The organism is Streptomyces sp. NPDC086519 (assembly GCF_040686075.1).
In the GTDB taxonomy this organism is placed as follows: Bacteria; Actinomycetota; Actinomycetes; order Streptomycetales; family Streptomycetaceae; genus Streptomyces; species Streptomyces shenzhenensis.
In genome coordinates this window covers 1-18,218 of record NZ_JBFBJL010000059.1, presented here as the reverse complement: position 1 = coordinate 18,218, position 18,218 = coordinate 1, and the positions used below count along the sequence as shown (strand labels likewise).

20 protein-coding genes are annotated in these 18,218 nt (G+C 70.1%); 10 read left to right on the top strand and 10 right to left on the bottom strand.

Annotated features, from left to right (window positions below):
• Positions 1-21 precede the first annotated feature (21 nt).
• Positions 22-915 carry an aquaporin gene (locus tag AB0P24_RS37465; protein WP_365802023.1) on the top strand — a complete coding sequence of 298 codons (894 nt, stop codon included), beginning with the start codon at positions 22-24 and terminating at the stop codon, positions 913-915.
• Positions 916-1,368: 453 nt separating this feature from the next.
• On the opposite strand, the gene AB0P24_RS37460 is transcribed toward AB0P24_RS37465, so the two are convergent.
• The 6 genes from AB0P24_RS37460 to AB0P24_RS37435 form a co-directional block, all read right to left on the bottom strand.
• Positions 1,369-2,571 (bottom strand): MFS transporter, encoded by a 1,203-nt coding sequence (locus AB0P24_RS37460; protein ID WP_365802021.1) that lies wholly within the window; start codon positions 2,569-2,571, stop codon positions 1,369-1,371.
• Between the two features lie 3 nt (positions 2,572-2,574).
• Positions 2,575-3,300, bottom strand: coding sequence for an alpha/beta hydrolase (locus AB0P24_RS37455; RefSeq protein ID WP_365802019.1), 726 nt, complete (start codon positions 3,298-3,300; stop codon positions 2,575-2,577).
• A gap of 79 nt (positions 3,301-3,379) precedes the next feature.
• The gene (locus AB0P24_RS37450; protein WP_365802017.1) at positions 3,380-4,117 is read right to left on the bottom strand and encodes a YoaK family protein; all 738 of its coding nucleotides are present in this window, start codon (positions 4,115-4,117) and stop codon (positions 3,380-3,382) included.
• Complete coding sequence (locus tag AB0P24_RS37445) at positions 4,098-4,622, bottom strand: DoxX family protein (RefSeq protein WP_365802016.1); 525 nt, start codon at positions 4,620-4,622, stop codon at positions 4,098-4,100. Before AB0P24_RS37445 ends, AB0P24_RS37450 begins: the two co-directional genes overlap by 20 nt.
• Before the next feature lie 43 nt (positions 4,623-4,665).
• Positions 4,666-5,328 carry a hydrolase gene (locus tag AB0P24_RS37440; RefSeq protein WP_365802015.1) on the bottom strand — a complete coding sequence of 221 codons (663 nt, stop codon included), beginning with the start codon at positions 5,326-5,328 and terminating at the stop codon, positions 4,666-4,668.
• A 129-nt stretch (positions 5,329-5,457) separates the two neighbouring features.
• The gene (locus AB0P24_RS37435) at positions 5,458-7,335 is read right to left on the bottom strand and encodes an amidohydrolase (protein ID WP_365802081.1); all 1,878 of its coding nucleotides are present in this window, start codon (positions 7,333-7,335) and stop codon (positions 5,458-5,460) included.
• Between the two features lie 433 nt (positions 7,336-7,768).
• Here AB0P24_RS37435 and AB0P24_RS37430 point away from each other — a divergent pair, with 433 nt between their 5' ends.
• The 6 genes from AB0P24_RS37430 to AB0P24_RS37405 all read left to right on the top strand — a co-directional run bounded on the left by AB0P24_RS37430 (position 7,769) and on the right by AB0P24_RS37405 (position 12,108).
• Positions 7,769-7,990 carry a hypothetical protein gene (locus AB0P24_RS37430; protein ID WP_365802013.1) on the top strand — a complete coding sequence of 74 codons (222 nt, stop codon included), beginning with the start codon at positions 7,769-7,771 and terminating at the stop codon, positions 7,988-7,990.
• 190 nt (positions 7,991-8,180) lie between these two features.
• Positions 8,181-8,900 carry an alpha/beta hydrolase gene (locus tag AB0P24_RS37425; protein WP_365802011.1) on the top strand — a complete coding sequence of 240 codons (720 nt, stop codon included), beginning with the start codon at positions 8,181-8,183 and terminating at the stop codon, positions 8,898-8,900.
• 159 nt (positions 8,901-9,059) lie between these two features.
• Complete coding sequence (locus AB0P24_RS37420) at positions 9,060-9,659, top strand: sulfite oxidase-like oxidoreductase (protein WP_365802009.1); 600 nt, start codon at positions 9,060-9,062, stop codon at positions 9,657-9,659.
• 2 nt (positions 9,660-9,661) lie between these two features.
• Positions 9,662-10,372, top strand: coding sequence for a ferredoxin reductase (locus AB0P24_RS37415; RefSeq protein WP_365802007.1), 711 nt, complete (start codon positions 9,662-9,664; stop codon positions 10,370-10,372).
• Positions 10,373-10,740: 368 nt separating this feature from the next.
• Positions 10,741-11,616 (top strand): alpha/beta hydrolase, encoded by an 876-nt coding sequence (locus AB0P24_RS37410; protein ID WP_365802005.1) that lies wholly within the window; start codon positions 10,741-10,743, stop codon positions 11,614-11,616.
• Between the two features lie 213 nt (positions 11,617-11,829).
• Complete coding sequence (locus AB0P24_RS37405; RefSeq protein ID WP_365802003.1) at positions 11,830-12,108, top strand: WhiB family transcriptional regulator; 279 nt, start codon at positions 11,830-11,832, stop codon at positions 12,106-12,108.
• A 301-nt stretch (positions 12,109-12,409) separates the two neighbouring features.
• On the opposite strand, the gene AB0P24_RS37400 is transcribed toward AB0P24_RS37405, so the two are convergent.
• The 4 genes from AB0P24_RS37400 to AB0P24_RS37385 form a co-directional block, all read right to left on the bottom strand.
• The gene (locus AB0P24_RS37400) at positions 12,410-13,054 is read right to left on the bottom strand and encodes a DUF4232 domain-containing protein (protein WP_365802001.1); all 645 of its coding nucleotides are present in this window, start codon (positions 13,052-13,054) and stop codon (positions 12,410-12,412) included.
• Between the two features lie 149 nt (positions 13,055-13,203).
• Positions 13,204-13,710 (bottom strand): MaoC family dehydratase, encoded by a 507-nt coding sequence (locus AB0P24_RS37395; protein WP_365801999.1) that lies wholly within the window; start codon positions 13,708-13,710, stop codon positions 13,204-13,206.
• Between the two features lie 87 nt (positions 13,711-13,797).
• Positions 13,798-14,763 carry a hypothetical protein gene (locus tag AB0P24_RS37390; protein ID WP_365801997.1) on the bottom strand — a complete coding sequence of 322 codons (966 nt, stop codon included), beginning with the start codon at positions 14,761-14,763 and terminating at the stop codon, positions 13,798-13,800.
• A 286-nt stretch (positions 14,764-15,049) separates the two neighbouring features.
• On the bottom strand, positions 15,050-16,414 hold the full coding sequence (locus AB0P24_RS37385; protein WP_365801995.1) for an NAD(P)/FAD-dependent oxidoreductase: 1,365 nt from the start codon (positions 16,412-16,414) through the stop codon (positions 15,050-15,052).
• Positions 16,415-16,652: 238 nt separating this feature from the next.
• Between AB0P24_RS37385 and AB0P24_RS37380 the strand changes: the two genes are divergently transcribed.
• The 3 genes from AB0P24_RS37380 to AB0P24_RS37370 form a co-directional block, all read left to right on the top strand.
• Positions 16,653-17,231: a DNA starvation/stationary phase protection protein gene (locus tag AB0P24_RS37380; RefSeq protein WP_316784728.1), complete on the top strand. Its 579-nt coding sequence runs from the start codon at positions 16,653-16,655 to the stop codon at positions 17,229-17,231.
• 173 nt (positions 17,232-17,404) lie between these two features.
• Positions 17,405-17,773 (top strand): LysR substrate-binding domain-containing protein, encoded by a 369-nt coding sequence (locus AB0P24_RS37375; RefSeq protein WP_365801993.1) that lies wholly within the window; start codon positions 17,405-17,407, stop codon positions 17,771-17,773.
• Positions 17,774-17,967: 194 nt separating this feature from the next.
• Positions 17,968-18,218: LLM class flavin-dependent oxidoreductase (locus tag AB0P24_RS37370; protein WP_365801991.1), on the top strand; the 251-nt coding region annotated here is incomplete at its 3' end.

Below are 18,218 nucleotides of genomic sequence, written 5' to 3'. Positions count from 1 at the left end.
ACGCCCGCCTGCGAAGGGCCGATGCGGCAGTCATGGCCGGCTCTGCGCCTCCTCCATACCGCTCACAGGAAATGTTCGAGACCCATGACCGAAGCCGCCACGCCCCCCGGCCGACGAGCAACACCCGACAGGACGGGAGCCGCGCCCCCTCCGGCGGTGATCGCGGGACACAGTGCCCTTGAATGCCTTCTGGCGTTGGTTCTCCTCTTCGGCGTGGTCACGATCGTGCGCTGGATCGCCGGGCCCTCGCCGATCTCCGACGCGATCCCGCAGATCCACCTGAAGCTGCTGATCATCGGCCTGTGTGTGGGCCTGCTTCTCGTGAAGCTCATCCGCAGTCGACCGGGGCGGATCTCCGGGGGGCACATCAACCCGGCGGTCTCCTTGGCCATGTGGCGCCTGGGGGTCTTCCCGGGTGCGTCGGTCCTTCCGTACATCGCCGCTCAGCTCGTCGGGTCCGTGCTAGGGGTCCTCGCCGCCCGCGCACTGTGGGGTCCGGCGGTCGCGAACCCTCCGGTGGTGGACGCAGCGCTGCATCCCGGTCAGGACTGGTCCGCCGGCGGGCTGTTCGTGGCCGAGGCCATCAGCATGGGGGGCATCGTCTACCTCGTCGGGCTCTTCCTGCAGTCCCCGAAACTGGCGCCCGTGGTTCCGTGGCTGGTCGGCTTGCTGATCTGCGCGGCGATCGCCCTGCTGGGCACCACCACTGGAGGATCGGAAAACCCGGCACGCCAGTTCGGGCCGGCCGTGGCCTCCGGGCGAGTCGGCTTCCTGTGGGTCTACCTGCTCGCCCCCATGGTGGGATCCGCGGTCGCGGCCACCGTCCTGAACAGGGCGCACAACCACAACGCCGTGCTCACCCACCGGCTCTGCGGCACCCACGCCGACGGCTCTGATCTGCACGCGCCGGAATAGCAAGCCGCAGCCACCTACCGGCCGCGCAGTGGGGCATGCGGCAGCTTCGGTGACCTGGGACGCGAGGTGCAGTGCCGACTGCTCTCACCCCGTCGGGTTCGAAGCAGGAGTGGAGGAGTTGACTTCCTCCCCCGCCTGAAGGAAACGGTTTGGGAACGTGCGTGACGCTCTGCGGAAGGCGTTCCCCCACTCCGTTCCCGCGCTGGTGGACGCGGTCACCGCCCCCGACGCGCCGGCCACCCTGCCGGGGATCGCCACCGAGCAGGTGACCGGCTTCTCCCCCTCCGCGAGCCGCACCGTCCTCCGCCGAGGCGTCGGCCCGTGGTCCGACTCGCCCGCGGCATCCCCCGCCCCTGAACACCACCCCGCACGCCGCAGCCGCCGGACGCCTCGGCTCTGCCAGATGTCCGGCGGCACGTTCAAGGACGGACGTCAAGAGACAAGCCGCGGGTGTCAGCCACCGCGGCGGCGGAACCAGAGCGCGTGGCTGCCCACCGCGAGGACGGCCAGCACCACGGTGGCAACGCAGGTCCCCTCGAAGATCGCCCCGTAGCCCTGCCCGGTCAGCCCACCGGTGAGACCGGTCGCGGCCGAACTGCCCAGGAAGGCCGAGGAGACGAAGAACGAGACGGTCGTCGCGCGCGCGGCGGGCGCGACATCGGTGGCCCACCCCTGGAGTGAGGAATGCAGGAAGGCGTTCGACGTCCCGATGAGGACCGCAGTGGCCGTCAGAGCCGGGACGCCCTGGGAGAGGCTCGCGAGGAGGAAGGCGACGAAGAGCGTGGTGGCACCGATCGCGATCATGACAGTGCGACCGGCGCGCGCCACGACCCGCTTCGCCAGGTAGGCGCCCCCGATGATCCCGGCCCCGTACGTGGCGCCGACGGCGCCCGCCACGGCAGTGGACAAGCCGTCCCGCTCCAGGGCAGGGACGATGTAGGTGAGGATGCCGAGCAGGATCCCGCCCTCCAACAGCCCGAGCAGGTACAGCCAGACGGGCCAGGCGGTGAAGGCTCTCCGTATGTCGTGCCGTACCCCCGCGGCGGACGGCAGCTTCACACGCCGCAGGAGCACCAGGAAAGTCCCGGCCCCGACCGCGGTCATGCCGAACACGACACGCCAGTCCAACCAGACGGCCAGCGCACCCGCCGCCAACGTCGCGACCGTCGTACCCAGGGCGGTGAAGGTCTGCAGGCTGGAGATCTCACGCGCCCTGGCCGCACCGGTGTAGGAGTCGCCCACGACGGTCAGCATGCTGGGAAACAGCGCCCCGACGAAGAACCCGGTCACCGCTCGGATCACCAGCAGGGCGACGAACCCAGGGGCGGCGATGGTGGCCACACTGCCGATCAGGGTGCCGGCCAGAGCCAGCCTCAGGACCTTCAGACGACCGAGACGATCACCGAGCAGCCCCCACGCCGGCTGGCCCAGCGCGTACAGCAGGACGTAGGCCGTCACCAGTTGCACGGCGCTGCTGAGAGACACTCCCTCCTCCCTGGTGAACACCACCAGCATGGGAGCGGTGGCGAACCGATCGTAGAAGGAGAGAAAGCCGGTGGCGCGCATGAGCGGCGCCGGGAGGGGAGGCGCCGGCTGAGGCGCCGTGGAGCGTGCGGCCAACTCCTCCGGATGACCGTGCGGGACGACCCCGGACATGGTTCACCCGACCTCGGCGGTGGCCCGGACCGCCTCGCGGATCAGTTCCACGACTCGCTCGGGCTGCGCCAGCATCACCAGGTGCGAGGAGTCGGCCTCGACGATGGTCATACCGGCCCGCTCGTAGCCGAAGCGCTCCACCTCGGGATTGAGGTCGGCTGCGGCGACCATCCCCCACGAGGGCTTCGTTCTCCAGGCCGCGACCGGTGCCCTGCCGGAGAAGGCCGAGGCGGCCACCGGGCGCTGAGAGACCGCGAGCACCGCGGCGACGTCGGGGTCGACATCGGCGGCGACCAGGGCGGGGAACCTGTCGACCGCGACGGTCAGCTCGGTGCCCGGGGTGGCCGAGCCCTCGACCGGGAAGGACCAGGGCACGAGCGCGTTCGCGAGCCGGGTGTCCGAGGACCGGCTCAGCATGTCGTTCAGGCTCTCGCCCTCCTCCAGGGCGAAGCCGGCCAGATAGACCAGCGCCCTGACGTTGTCCTCGGCACCGGCGACGGTGATGACGGCGCAGCCGTAGGAATGACCCACCAGGACGACCGGCCCAGGGATCGCCCGGACGAGCGAGGCGATGTAGGCCGCGTCACCGAGGAGGCTGCGGTTGGGCAGCGCAGCGGCGACCACACCGACGCCGTCAGCGAGCAGATCGGGAATGACCCGCGCGTAGCTGGAAGCATCGGCGAAGGCGCCGTGGACCAGGACGACGGTCGGCTTGCCGGATTCAGACACGGCACAACTCCTCGGAAGAGAAACCTGACAACAGGCATTCGGGCGCGATGTGTTCCGCTTCTCGATCGCATGGTCCGTCTCAGGACGCCGACCGGGTCCAGGCCGGGTCGGCCGCCGAGAGACGGTGGGTGGTCACGGAGATGACCGCGAGGAGCATCAGGGCCAGGCTCAGGGTGAGCACGAGGTGGCCGTGCAGAACCAGCTGAGCTCCGGCCAAGGCGCCGAGGAACATGGCCAGCACGGACAGGATCCGGCGGCCCGGGCGTGGCGCCTCGCCGCCGGCCGGGGTGGAGTCCGCGGCCAGCCCCGTCAGGGTCAGGGTCAGTACGGTCGTGGTGAGGTCCGGGACGCCGAGGCGCCGGGCCACCGCGTTCTGCAGGCCCATGCCGAGCCCGAGGAACACGATCAGCGTGTACTGGACACCGGTGGTGACCCGGCCGTCGGTGACCGCGGCGGCAGCCACGGTCACGGCGACCAGAAACGTCTGCACAGCGGTGGCCGTCTTCAGCAGTTTCCCACGGTGCGTCGCGAACCACGTGCCGAGTCTGCCCCCGGCGAGCGCGCCGGCGAGGAAGGCGGCCAGGGCGACGACGGAGGCGAGAACGGACAGGTTCGCGGCTCCCACCAGAGCGAACCCCAGGAACACCACATTGCCGGTCATGTTGGCGACGAAGACGTGCCCGAGGTCCAGGTAGCTCACGGCGTCGACCAGGCCGGTGACCACCGTCAGCATCAGCATCAGGGGAGGCAGCGGGCCGTGGCGGTCCTGTCTGGGCGGTACGAGCGTGCGTACCACGTCATTCAGCAGCCTGTGCATACTGCTTCCTTTCCGTTGCGGCGGGCGGGCGGTGCAACACGACGCGGGTGAGCAGCCCGCTCACCGGGCCGGCCACGATCGCGGGGAGGACGATCCACAGCGGCCAGGGCGTGACGCCCAGCGCCTGGTCGAGGGACCACCGGCCGGGTCCGGTGAGGGCCAGCGCCGCGGAGACGACGACAAGGACCGTCGGGTATTCGTAGCCGTCGTTCTGCACCCACAGGCCCTTGGACCACTTCACGGTGCCCGCGACCGTCATCACGCCCATGGCCGCCATCGCGGCCATGGGCGTGAGCAGTCCGGCGGTCAGGAACAGGCCGGCACCGATCTGGCTGGCGCCCGCGACGCTCGCGGTCAGCCGACCGCCGCGGAAGCCGTCCCGGCGGAACTCCTCGGTCCCGCCCGCCAACCCGTTGCCGCCGAGCCGGAAGCTCACCTTCTGCACCCCGTGCCCGACGATCAGCAACCCCACCACCAGCCGAAGGACCAACAGTCCAGCGTCCATCGTGTTCCCGCCTGCTCCTGACATTCCTCTTCCGGTGCGGAGATCAGCCGGCGGCGTGGGCGCCGATGACGGCCTGCGCGTAGACCATCCCGAGGCCGTAGGCGCCGCCGTGCTCCTTGACCACGTCGCCCACGGCGGCATACGTCTCGGTGCGGGCCCAGTCACGCTGGAGCTCCAGGAGCACCTGCACCCAGGTCACCGGAACCGCGCCGCCCTGGACCATGCGCTGGATGGCGTGTTCGTGGGCCTGCGGGCTGACCCCGCCGGACGCGTCGGTGACCACGTAGACCTCGTAGCCCTGTGCGAGGGCGGAGAGCGCGGGCAGGACGACGCAGACCTCGGTCCACAGGCCCGCGATGACGAGCTTCTCGCGGCCGGTCGCCTTGACCGCCTCGACGAAGTTGACGTCCTCCCACGCGTTCATCGTGGTGCGGTCGATGATCTTCTGGTCGGGGAAGACGGCGGGCAGCTGGGGCATGATCGGTCCGGAGAAGGATTCGGCCGCCACGGTGCTCAGCACGACCGGCACGTCGAACGCCTTGGCGGCCTTCGCCAGGCCGATGGTGGAGTTGATGATCGCGGTGCGGTCACCGCTGCCGGTACCGAAGAACATCTGCGGCTGATGGTCCACGAACAGCACCGCGCAGTTGTCCGGCGTCAGCAGGTCGGGGCTCGGGGCCGCGGTGACATCGGAGATGTTGACCATAAGAGGGCCTTTCCAGGTGTGTGGTGATCGCGACGGTTGCCCGCTGGTGAGAGCAACCACCCGATGGACAGCGCGAGTTGGGGTGGTCTCCCGGGAGGGACGGCTCGTGACCGGGCCCCTCCCGGGAGATCAGAGGGAGAAGCAGGGGTCGAAGAACGCGCTCGCGGTTTCGGGGGTGAGGCCGCGACGCGCGCGCCACTGGCGGTGCTGCTCCGACTCGGCGACGGCCTGGCCGAGCAGTTCGGCCTGGCGGGTGCCCGACAGGCCCGTGTCGGGCGTGCCCTGGTAGCCGCCGAAGTGCGCCACGGGGCTCCACTCGGGGCTGACCGGAGGCAGTTCCTCGTCCAAACCCTCGTATTCGGCGGTGGCGTGGACGATCCGGCCACCGACGACCGTCAGCAGAGACTCGATGTGCGGGATGTCCGGCTCGGGCACGGTGAAGTAGTCCTCGGACAGGACCGCGAGATCGCCGAGGAAGCCCGGGCGCAGGACCCCCTTGACACCCTGCTCGCCGGTCAGCGCGGCACCCGCCTCGGTGAACATCGCCAGCGCGGTCCGGCGGTCGACCCGGTTGTGCGGCGGGCGGACGACAAGGTCTCCGACGGTGCGGCCGGTGATGAGCCAGTGCAGGGCGACCCACGGGTTGTAGGTGGAGACGCGGGTGGCGTCGGTGCCGGCGCCGACGGTCAGGCCGCGCTCCAGCATGGCCCGGATCGGTGGGGCGTCCGCGGCGGCACCGGGGCCGTAGCGGCGTACGAACGCCTCGCCCTGGAAGGACAGCCGGTTCTGCACGGACATGGCGCCGCCGAGGGCGGCGATGCGGTCCAGGCTGTCCGCGGAGACGGTCTCCGCATGGTCGAACAGCCACCGGTTGCCGGCCGGGAAGAGCCCTTCCGCGGCAAGCTTCTCGAACACCGCCAGGTCCCGGCGGATGGTCTCGTCGTAGGTGGCGTGCAGCCGGAAGCCCCAGCCGTTCTCCATGAGCAGACGTACGGCCTTCTCGAATTCCGCCTCGTAGTCGGCGTGTTCCGGGCGAGGCTGGGCGAAGTTCTCGAAATCCGCCGCCGCCCAGGTGAGGTTCTCGCCGGCGCCGTTGAGGCGCAGCCATTCGTCCCCGTCTTCGGGTCGGGCCATCTCGATCCACCGGGTGAGATCGTCGATTTCCTGACCGGCGGTCTGCGGGAAGAGATGATAGGCGATGCGCAGCGACAGTTGACCAGCCTTCGCCAGTTCGACCACCGTGCTGTAATTGTCCGGGAAGTTCTGGAACCCTCCGGCCGCGTCGATCGCCGACGTGAGTCCGAACCTGTTCAGTTCCCGTAGGAAGTGACGGGTGGAGGTCTTCTTGTCCTCGCCCCCCAGCACGGGAGCCTTGGCCAGGGTCGAGTAGAGGATGAGGGCGCTGGGGGCGGCCAGCAGCATGCCTGTCGGCTCACCGTCCCGGCCTCGTACGATCTGGCCGCCCCTGGGGTCGGGGGTGTCCCGGGTGAATCCGGCGGCCTTGAGTGCCGCCCTGTTGAGCACCGCCGACTGGTACAGGTGCAAAACGAACACCGGGGTGTCCGGCGCGGCGGCGTTGAGCTCGGCGGCGGTCGGCAGCCGCCGTTCGGCGAACTGCTCGGCCGACCATCCGCCCACCACTCTTACCCACTGGCCCTTGGGGGTGCGGGCGGCCTGCTCACGCAGCATCGCAAGGCCCTGGCGCAGTGTGGGGACGCCGTCCCAGCGCAACTCCAGTACATAGTTGAGCCCGCCTCGGATCACATGCAGGTGCGCGTCGTTGAGGCCAGGAACCATCCGGCGGCCGAGGGCGTCGACCACCTTGGTGCCCGGGCCGACATGGGAGGCGACGTCGTTGTCGCCGCCGACGACCGTGATGACGCCGTCGCGGATGGCGATCGCCTCGGCCTGTGGGCGGACCGTGTCTCCGGTGTGGACCTTCGCATTGCGGACGACCAGGTCCGCGGCGTTGTCGGTGGCGCGGGGAACCAGCCCACCGACCGGCATCGTGGACACCTTTCGACAACCTCCTGCGGGATGAACGGCGTCGATTTCATCGGATCGACTTCCAAGTGGGCGACAGCGGCGGGCGGGCGGGAACCGCGGATGCGCATTGCTGCGCCCGAGCTGAACCCATCCGAATTCCGGGTGCGATTTCTGCGCGATGCACAGGCCCAGACCCCGGCGACCCGCGGACCATTCACCGCGACGCTATTTCGAACCAAAGCGTCCGTGTATCCCGGCAGTGCACTGGATGCGTTCCGACAGTGCACTGCCTCTCCGTGCACTGTCGGATCAAATCCCGTGCGCTCGTGGATAATTTCCGCCGCCAGCGCGGCTTTATCGTGGCGATCGACGACTCCGCAGATCTCCGTGCCTGCCCGGAGTCGCCTCACCTCGCCGGAGAGGCCGGCGCACCACATGAACTCGGGAGATCCGCATGTCCGACGCCGTCACACTGGTTCAGCCAGTGCTGGAGCCCGCGGCAGCCGCGTTCGCCGAGGTGAGCGCCCATCCGCCGTACCTGTTCGGCCTTGCCCCGTCGGACGGCCGCAAGGCGGTCGACGAGGTCCAGTCCGGCGAGATCGAGAAGCCGGTGATCGACGAGGAGCGGATCACGGTGTCCGGCGGCCCCACGGGCACTGTCCGGCACGCGTCGTGAGACCGCCGCGCTGAGCCTGACTGCGAAGGAGCGCGGCGGTGTCCCGCTGCTCCGGCAGGTGCTGTTCCACGACTTCGTGATGCTCAACGCCCTGTGCGAGACCCACGCCGCCTAGGCCGCCATCACGCTGGCCACCGGCACCCTGCGCACCGCCCTTCACACCGCCTGACCCCGAAGAGAGAACCCTGACATGACTACCTCCACCCCCACCGTCGTTCTCGTCCACGGCGCCTTCGCAGACGCGGCCAGCTGGTCCGGGGTCATCGCCGAGTTGCAGAGCCGCGGTATTGCCGTCGTGGCCCCGCCCAACCCGCTGCGCGGACTGGCTTCCGACGCCGCGTACATCGCCTCCGTGGCCGCCCAGATCGACGGCCCCGTCATCCTGGTCGGCCACTCCTACGGCGGTGCGCTCATCACCGTGGCCGGCACCACCGAGAACGTCGTCGGTCTGGTCTACATAGCGGCCTACGTCCTCGAGGAAGGCGAGAGCCTCGGCGAACTGCAGGGCCGGTTCCCCGACAGCCCGCTGGTCAGCAACCTGCGGCAGGCGACGTACCCCGTCGAGGGCGCGGATCCCGCGGTCGAGGTCAGCATCACGCCCGAGGCCTTCCCGGACGTCTTCGCCGCCGACGTCCCCGCTCCCGTCACCAAGATCCTGGCGGTGGCGCAGCGTCCGCTCGCCGCCGGGGCCTTCACGGAGACGGCCGCCGCGGCCGCGTGGAAGACCAAGCCCTCCTGGGCGCTCGTGGCCGGGGCCGACCACGCGATCAACCCCGAGGTCGAGCGTTTCGGCGCGAAGCGCGCCGGGGCGACCGTCGTCGAGATCGACGGTGCATCGCACGCGGTCGCCGTGTCCCAGCCGAAGGAGGTCGCCGACCTGATCCTGGACGCGGTACGCGCCACGAGCTGACCAGGCGGAACAGGCAGCCGCGTGGACGGACTCCCCCGTACCGCGTCCGAGCGGCCCCGTTCAAGTCCTCCTGCGCTGCACCGGTTGCGGATCGCGACGGGCACGCAGGCGACAACCGCATCCGGCTCTTGGCGCCCCCACGAATTCTGGAGACGACGTATGAACTCCTTCTCACCTGGCTTTCGCGGGCGCGCCCGTCCCCTGGCGCACCGCCTGCCTCCCGGCCAGTACCCGACGGAGCAGTTTCCCGTGCTGTCGGCGGGCCCCACGCCCCGCATTCCCATGGACACCTGGGCCTTCACGGTGACCACGGAGCAGGGACGCACGCACCGCTGGACCTGGGACGAGATGATGGCTCTTCCCCAGCAGGAGACGGTGACCGACATTCATTGCGTCACCCGGTGGTCCAAATTCGACACGCGCTGGCGCGGCGTCCCCGTCCATGCCTTCTTCGATGACGTCGAGACGGCCGCGGACCACGTCGTCGTCCACAGCCATGGCGGCTACACCACCAACATGCCGCTCGATGACCTCCTCGACGGCAAGGCCTGGATTGCCCACACGTACGACGGCAACCCGCTCTCACCCGAGCACGGCGGACCCGCCCGGCTGCTCGTGCCGCATCTGTACTTCTGGAAGTCGGCCAAATGGGTGCGCGGACTTGAGCTCACGCTCGAAGACGAGCCAGGCTTCTGGGAGTCCGTCGGGTACCACAACTACGGCGACCCGTGGCGCGAGCAGCGCAACTGGGGCGACTGACCATGGGTATCGCCTGGCGCACCGCGCGCCTCGTCGAGCGCCGCCCCCAGACCGCTACGGCCCGTTCCCTGGTCTTCACTGTTCCAGGCTGGCCCGGCCACCTGCCCGGCCAGCACGTCGACGTGCGGCTCACCGCCGACGACGGCTACCAGACGGTGCGCAGTTACTCCCTGGCCGCACCCGCCGACGGCGACCGCGTCGAGCTGGGCGTGCAAGCCGTGCCCGACGGTGAGGTCTCCCCTTACCTGGCTCACGACCTGCCGCCGGGCGCCGACGTGGAGCTGCGCGGGCCGCTCGGCAACTGGTTCGTCTGGCGGCCCGAACAGACCGAGCCGGTGCTGCTGGTGGCCGGCGGCTCCGGCGTCGTCCCGCTGGCAGCAATGATCCGCGCACGCAGCGGGACAGGGACGCGCAGCCCTTTCCACCTGCTGTACTCCGCGCGCACCCCCGACGACGTCTGGTACCGCGACCACCTGGCCGACCGGGACCCGCAGCTCGACGTCCGCATCGTGTACACCCGGCGGGCGCTGCCGGGCAGCACGCGCAGGCCCGGCCGCGTCACCCGGGGCGACCTGGAGAAGCAGGCGGCACAGCTCCAGCCGGACAGCCCCGTTTACGTCTGCGGACCCACCGGCTTCGTCGAATCCGTAAGCAATCTGCTGATCGACATGCGGTGGGACCCGGCCGCGATCCGCACCGAACGCTTCGGCTGACCATGGGCGGCGGCACCAATGCCTTCCGTTTCAGCGACGCCCGGTAGTCCCTTCGCGCTCCCACGCTCGTCACCGGAGACTGAGCCACCCTCGCACCGTGCTGCCGACGACAGCCGCCGCACCCACTGCTCCGGCCGCGGTCCGTCCGCCGACAGGCGCCGGCCGCCGTACCCGTACAACTGGCCGCATCCGCGTGAAGCCGCCACCACCGCGGGGAGCGGGCTGCCCGGCAGCGGCCTCCCCAGGACATGCCGGACCGTTTCCCACCGTCCTGGCCATGCCCGATCCCGTACCGCACCGAAGCCGCACGGCGCTCGGTGAGCCCACTCACATGGCCCATGACAGGGCCACGGAAAGGACCCGCCATCATGCGATTCCGAGGAACACGACTGCGTAAATCCCGCGTGCTGGCCGCCGCATGCGCCCTGGCCGCCGCCGGGGTGCTGATGCCGACAACCCAGGTTGTCGCGCAGGCCACCACCACCGCGGAGGACGGCGTCACCAAGCCGACGATCGTGCTCGTACACGGCGCGTGGGCGGACGCGTCGAGCTGGAACCCGGTGATCAGCCGCCTCCAGCACGACGGCTACACCGTCGTCGCCCCGCCCAATCCGCTACGCGGCGTCGACTACGACGCGCAGACCCTGAAGAACTACCTGGCCACCATCCAGGGCCCGGTCGTCCTGGTGGGCCACTCCTACGGCGGCATGGTCATCACCAACGCCGCCGCAGGCAATCCCGACGTCAAGGCCCTGGTCTACGACGACGCCTACATCCCGGCCCAGGGCGAGACCGTATTCCAGATCAACGCCGCCCAGCCCGGTTCGTGCGTCACCGCCGACCCGTCGACGTTCCTGAACCTGGTGCCCTACCCGGGCTCGCCCGAGGGCGATTACGACGCCTACCTCAAGACCGCGTCCAACGGTGCCTACAAGGGATTCGCGGACTGCTTCGCCAACGGCGTCCCCAGCGCCCAGGCCAAGCTCCTGGCGGCCGGCCAGCGCCCCTTCGCCGTCAGCGCCGGATCCGAACCGTCCGGTACGCCCGCCTGGCAGACCATCCCCTCCTGGGCCGTGGTCGGCACCGCCGACCACGTCATCCCGCCGGCCGAGCAGCTGGCCATGGCCACCCGCGCGGGCGCTCACATCACCGAGGTCAACGCCGGCCACCTGTCACTGATCACCCGGCCCGATGTGGTGACCGACGTCATCCTCGACGCCGCCCGAGCGGCCGACCGCTCCTGACACGGGTCGCCTCCGGCCTGTGCCGCAGCCGCCGCAGGCGTCGCCCCCAGAGCTGTTCCCACGTCTCGGGGTCGGGGCACCCGTACCGGCCCCCGGCCCCGAAACGCCCGAGGATTCACACATGTGCCGCGAGCGGATCAGCTTTCTCCACCCCGCCCGCCACACCTCGGGCCCTCCACAACGCCCCGTCGTCCCCGAGCAATGAAGTTGCCCATGAGAACCCGTGGCCTTGTCCCCCTTCTGGATGCCTGGCAGTGGCAGGCCGACGCGGCCTGCCGAGGCATGGCTTCGACCGTGTTCTTCTCGCCCACCGGCGAACGTGGCCGCGCCCGGCGCCACCGCGAGCAGCGGGCCCTCGGTGTCTGCCGGTCCTGCCCTGTGCTCGACCAGTGCGCCGCCTTCGCGCAGAGGACCCACCAGCGCTTCGGGGTCTGGGGCGGCATGACCGAACGGCAGCGGACCATCACCGTCACCGGCTCGGACACGCTCTGAGCGCGGACCGACCGACTGGACCCGCCGTACGTTTCCAGCCGCAGCCGCTTCGGGCGGCCACCCTGTACACCCCGGGCCGCGTGGTCCTCTTCGTCCTCGGGGAGATCGGCCTGGCCACCGCCCCGCACTTCGAAGCCGCACTCACTGGCCATCCGCGCCGTCAGTCCCGAACACCCGCCGTCGGCCTCTGCGGTGACGTTCCTCGGCCGTGGCACGTCTTCTCACGCTGACTGGCACTCTTTCCCACTGGCGAACGGCAGTTGACGGCGCAGCCGACCCCAGGGGGGTGGCCGGGTGGGAGTCAGCTGCCGTCGCCAGGCCGGACGGGACTCACCTGAGGAACCGACGCCTTGCCCGTGTCGGAGACCTTTCCGCCGGTCCAGCGGACTCTGACCGGCTCCGTCTCGTCGGGCGGGGTGACGAGTACGGCCGCGGGTGTCACGGTGGTGACCCCGGTGATCGACGGATTGGTGAAGACCAGCGCCGACCACGCGCTCGCTCCGGGGGCAAGCGTCACGATCCGTTGCTCCTGCCCCGTGGTCCGCTCGGGGTCCGGTGTGACAGCCCCGCCGGCACTGTTGACGAACGCCACACCCGGGAATCCGTACATCGTGCAGGTGCGGTGGGAGCCATTGGTCAAGATGACGGCGAAGTTCTCCTGCCCGGCTCCCGGGTGGTCCGGGCCGATGGACGCCCGCAGTTCGGAGCTGTGGCATCTGGTCGGCGCCTGAGCGGCGGACGCGGTCGGCGCCGGTCCGTCCGACGGGCTGGCGGTACCAGCGCCGGCGGACGCCGAGCCGGTGGCCGACGACGGGTTTCCGGAGTTGCTCGGAGCCGGGCTGCCGCCTGCGGCACTGCCCGTCCCGGTGCTCGTACAACCGGTCAGGGCGGCCGCCAGCGCGGCGCAGCAGGCGAGTGCCGCGGGCACAGTTCTGCGGTGCGTCATGTTCTGCCTTCTTCGGTGTTGCCGGATGGGCTGTCATGCGATTCCCCCGGTAACGGCCCGCATGGTCGTTACCGGGGGACGTGGTCGTTACCGGGGGACGGGTGCTGTCGCACGCGGGAACGCCGGGCCGTTCGGCCCTTCTGTACGGGTTACTGTCGCCGTAGCAGGTACTTGTGCTGCCCGGACAGGACGAGTTGGCCGCGCTGGTTGTGGATGGTGGCCGCTGTGACCACGACGCCGTTGCCGCCCTGGGGCTCCAGGCCGGTGACGGTGAGCGCCGGGTACAGGGTGTCCCCGGAGTGCACCTCGGCCAGGAAGGTGCAGGAAACTTCGAGGAAGCTGATGAACACCTCGCCGATGAAGTGCGGGAACAGGGTGGCGCCCGGTGCGGTGAAAGCCAGCACTTGGAGACCGTGTACCACCGGTGCGGAGTGTCCGTGCTTGCGCGCCCACTCGACGTCGTAGTGCACCGGGTGGTTGTCCGCGGAGACCGTCTGGAAGGCCGCGGCATGCGCGTCCGTCAGGGTGCGGCTGGGGGCCCTGAAGACCTCGCCGATACGCAGGTCCTCGAACGTCCTGGCCGGGACGACCAGGAACGCGTCGGGGTCGAACTCGGCCGGTACGGCCGCCTGTGGCTCACTGTTCTGCTTCTCCATCACATGGTCCTCTCGCTCGGTGCTTCTTCGTGAAGCCGGCTCTCCAGCGACGTGCCCCTCGGTGACCTCGGCGGCTTCGAGGGCCGCCTACTCGCCGGGAGTGATCCGGGCGGCGAGGAGGTTGGGGTCGTTGTCGGTGACGTAGGCGCCGCTGGCGATGTAGGCCGTGGTGCCCCGTACGGCGAGTGACGTCGGGTTCTCCAGCCCGTCGGCGGCGGTCAGCACCGTGGTGTGGCTGCCGTCCGGCCTGACCAGGGCGACCTCGCTGTCCGCGTTGATCGCGGCCAGCAGGGTGTCACCCGCGCCGGTGAACACGATGTCGTCGATGCTGACCAGGCCGGTGGCCCGGGTCTCGACGGGACCGGCGGCGCCATGGCGGGTGATCGGGATGCGCAGCACGGTGCCCTTGTCCAGGTTGGACACCCAGACCGCACCCTTGTGGACCTTGAGGCCGTTGGCTCCCAGGAAGCCGGCGGCTGCCAGCTCGGGTGCGGTGGCCCACTTGGCGGGCGTGCCCCCGGTGGCCGGAACCCGCCAGACCGTGCCGAGGACCGAGTCGGCCGCGTACAGCAGGCCGCTCTGCTTGTCGAGGGCAAGACCGTTGGGCAGGCTGTCGGCGGGGAGCGCGGCGATGCGCTCCGGGGTGCCGCCCGGGCGCAGGCGCCACAGGCCGGTCAGGTCGCTGCTTCCGGTGGCGTAGAGGAAGTACAGGGTTCCGTCGTGTGCGCGGACGATCCCGCCGAGGAACGGTGCGGAGAGAGCAGGGGTGTCGGCGCCGGCCGGGGGCGCCGGCAGGGTTGCGAGGACGTGCACCTGGCCATCGGGGCTGACCCGGGCGACCTGGCGGCTGAAGGCGAAGGTGACATCGGCGGCGCCGCCGGGTTCCAGAGTTATGTTCTCCGGCCGCTGTCCCTCGGCCATGTTCAGATGCGACACGAAGTGGACGTGCGATACGGGGTCGGTGGCCGCGGTCGCCGGGCCTGCGGCAGTCATGGCGAGGGTCGTCGCGACGGCCAGGAGGCCGATCCGCGTACCCTTCAGGCTTCTTGGCATGTGTTTCTCTTCCATTCTGTTGCTTCCTGCTCGGCGATACGTGTGCTTTCCCTGATTGCAGGGGCGCGCGGCGCAGGCGGGCGCTTGATCGGATTCACGTCGGGATTCGCTCGTACGTGGTCAGCCGACGAACCGTTGACGCAGTTCGCCGATGCCCTGGATGACGCTGACCTGTTCGTCGTCGGCGGCCAGGTCAGCGCTGCGGCGAGCGGCCGAGACCGACACCGACACCGACACCGGCCGGAGTACCGGTGAACATGACGTCTCCCGGAAGCAGGGGCGCGGTTCAGCGGAGGGCTCCCAGGGCAGCCTCGATCGTCCGGTGAAAGGTGGGATAGGTGTAGATCATGTGCCGAAGGCGGTCGACGGGTACCTCGGCATGGACGGCCACGTTCAGCCCGTACAACACCTCGCCGCCCACCGGCCCCGCCGAGGTCGCGCCGACCAGCACGCCCCGGTCGGTGTCCTCGACAAGCTTGATGAACCCCTCGTTGCCCGGCCCGTGGATCCAGCCGCGCGTGGAGGAAGCGATGCTCACCACGCTGGTACGCACCACCAGCCCCTGCTCGCGCGCCTGACGTTCCGTCAGCCCTACTGCACCGACCTCCGGATCGGTGAAGGTGACCCGGGGAAGCGCCCGGTAGTCGGCGTCGGGACCGGGCCGGCCGAGGATGTCCCGGACGGCGATCTCCGCCTGGTACATCGACACATGGGTGAAGGCACCTCGGCCGGTGATGTCGCCGACCGCCCACAGCCCCTCCCCTGCCCGCATCTGCCCGTCCGTGGGCACGGTTCCCGCCGTCGGATCGAGCCCCACCGAGTCGACCGCCAGCGGAGTCAGGTCGGCCTGGCGTCCGGTGGCGACCAGGAGCCGTTCGCTGCTCAGCAGTTGCTCGTCGCCTTCGAGGCGGACGGTGAACGCGGTGCCGTCATGGCTGACCTGACGCGCCCGGGCACCCGTGAGAACGGTGACACCGTCCGCGCGCAGCAACTGCGCGGCCAATTCCCCTGCTTCCGGCTCCTCCTGCGACAGCAGCCGGTCCTGCCCCTCGATCACTGTGACCGCGCACGTGAAGCGGGCGAAGACCTGGGCGAGTTCGACGCCGATGGCACCCCCGCCGAGCACGACCATGGACGCGGGCAGTTCCTTGGCCCCCATCGCGTCCCGGTTGGTCCAGTACGGCGTTCCTTCCAGACCCGGCACCGGTGGGATCCGGGGCCGGGTACCAGTGGCCAGCACGACACCGCGCCGAGCCTCGAACGTGCGGTCACCGACCGTCACACGGCGCGGCCCGGCGAGGCGACCCGTTCCCCGGACGAGCCGACCGCCCTTCGCCGCGAAACGGTCCGCGGCCACCCGGTCGTTCCAGTCGTCGGTGGCCTCGTTGCGGATCCGTCCGGCGACCCTCGTCCAGTCCGGAGTCACGACCACCTCGCCGGCGAGAGCGGGGACCCGGCCCGCCTCGGCGAGCAGGTTCCCGGCCCGGATCATCATCTTGCTGGGCACACACGCCCAGTACGGACACTCACCTCCGACGAGTTCCGCCTCGACCCCCACCACGTCCAGACCCGCTTCGGCCAGCGTGCCCGCGACATACTCACCACCCGGCCCCAGCCCGACGACCACCACATCCGCCTCGTTCGCGTTCATGCCTCTCCTCGTTCCACCGGCTCTCCGGGCAGGGACTGTCCCGCTGACGCTAGAGCGGCCGGACAACTGCCCGAGTCCGCCAGCGCACGGAGGCTCGCCCCAGAGTGAACGCCGGGGACAAGCACCGAGCACCGTGCGCTGGCGGGCACCGCCGCATGCACTGCCGGTCAAGGCACCCGCCAACCGGGCACCTAGCGTCACCGGGGTACGCACAGCGCAGCACCGCAGGAGGCGGCCCATGACCACCAACTCGCCATCCCCGCACGGCAGCCAGCCCTGGCTGCACCAGAAAGGCGAGGTGATCCAGGAGTTCGGGACCGTCAAGCAGTTCCCGGTCGCCCTGTCCTACGAGGCGCGGATGTACTCCTGCCAACGCCTGAACAAGGTCCTCGCGGACACGCAGATCCTCTACGGCCTCTACAAGAAGCACCACTGGCTGATGCGCGGCGCGACCTTCTACCAACTCCACCTGGTCCTGGACAAGCACGCGGGCGAACAGCTCGACATCATCGACACCATCGCCGAACGCGTGCAGTCCCTGGGCGGCGTTGCGGTGGGAGATCCCCGGCACGTCGCCGAGATCACGTCGATCCCGCGGCCCCCGGACGGCGTGGAGGAGGTGCCGGCCATGCTGTCACGGCTGCTGGAGGCCCACGAGACCATCCTCATCGACGCCCATGACGCCACCGCCCGGACCGCCGAGTGCGGTGACGACGGCACCATCGACCTGCTGGTCTCCCAGGTGATCCGGACCGGCGAACGCCAGGCGTGGTTCCTGGCCGAGCATCTGGTCGACACACCACTGGTCCGTGCCTGAAGAACGGCCTCGGCCTGCCGCCCCGACGCATGTGAGCGGGGACCAGGCGGCCCATGAGCCGACACCCGCACGACGCCCCGCCGTCCGCATACGACGCCGCGAAGACCGAAGACCGTCACCTTCGCATCAGACGGAGCGCTGCTCGACCGGAGCGGATGAGGGAGCTGCGGCAGATGGAGTTCGCCGTCTCGGCGGCGGACGCGGGCGGTTTCACGGCATCGGCAAGGCGGCTCGTCGACCGGGCCTTCCGGGCCGCAGGCATCGGCCGGAGCCCGACGTCAGAGGTGAACGACGTCGTCCCGGCGGCCGGACTGGTCCGCAACGGCCTGGGCGCCTGCATCATGCCCAAGTCGATCGCGGACCGCTTCCCCGATCTGCCCCAGTACCGGTCCGACCGGCACGCACCGAACTGGAAGGTCATGGTGGTACGCCCCCTCGCGAGGCATCCCCGGCGGTCGCCGCGCTGCTGCGGCACATCACCTGCCGTCGTCCGGGGTGCCTCTCGGCTGTGCGATGACATCGCCTTGACGCACCGCGGGTGAGTCAACCCAGTCGTCGAGGACTGCCTTCTCGTGCCGCACAGCACGGCTTGCGGTTCAGAACCTTCGCTCCGAACGACCGGGGCGGGAGGGAAGAACGCCGTGGGACCACTTCCCGTGCGCACAGAGTCATCCCAGCCATGCGGTGGAGACCTACCGTTCGAGAACCACTCCATCATCTGATAACCGGAGGAACCTTGCAGTTCGGGATCTTCAGCGTCGGCGACGTCACGCCGGACCCCACCACGGGGCGGACGCCGACCGAACGCGAACGCATCAAGGCGATGGTCGCGATCGCGCTGAAGGCCGAGGAGGTCGGCCTGGACGTCTTTGCGACCGGTGAGCACCACAATCCGCCGTTCGTGCCGTCGTCGCCGACCACCATGCTCGGCTACGTCGCCGCGCGGACGGAGAAGCTCATCCTCTCCACCTCCACCACCCTCATCAC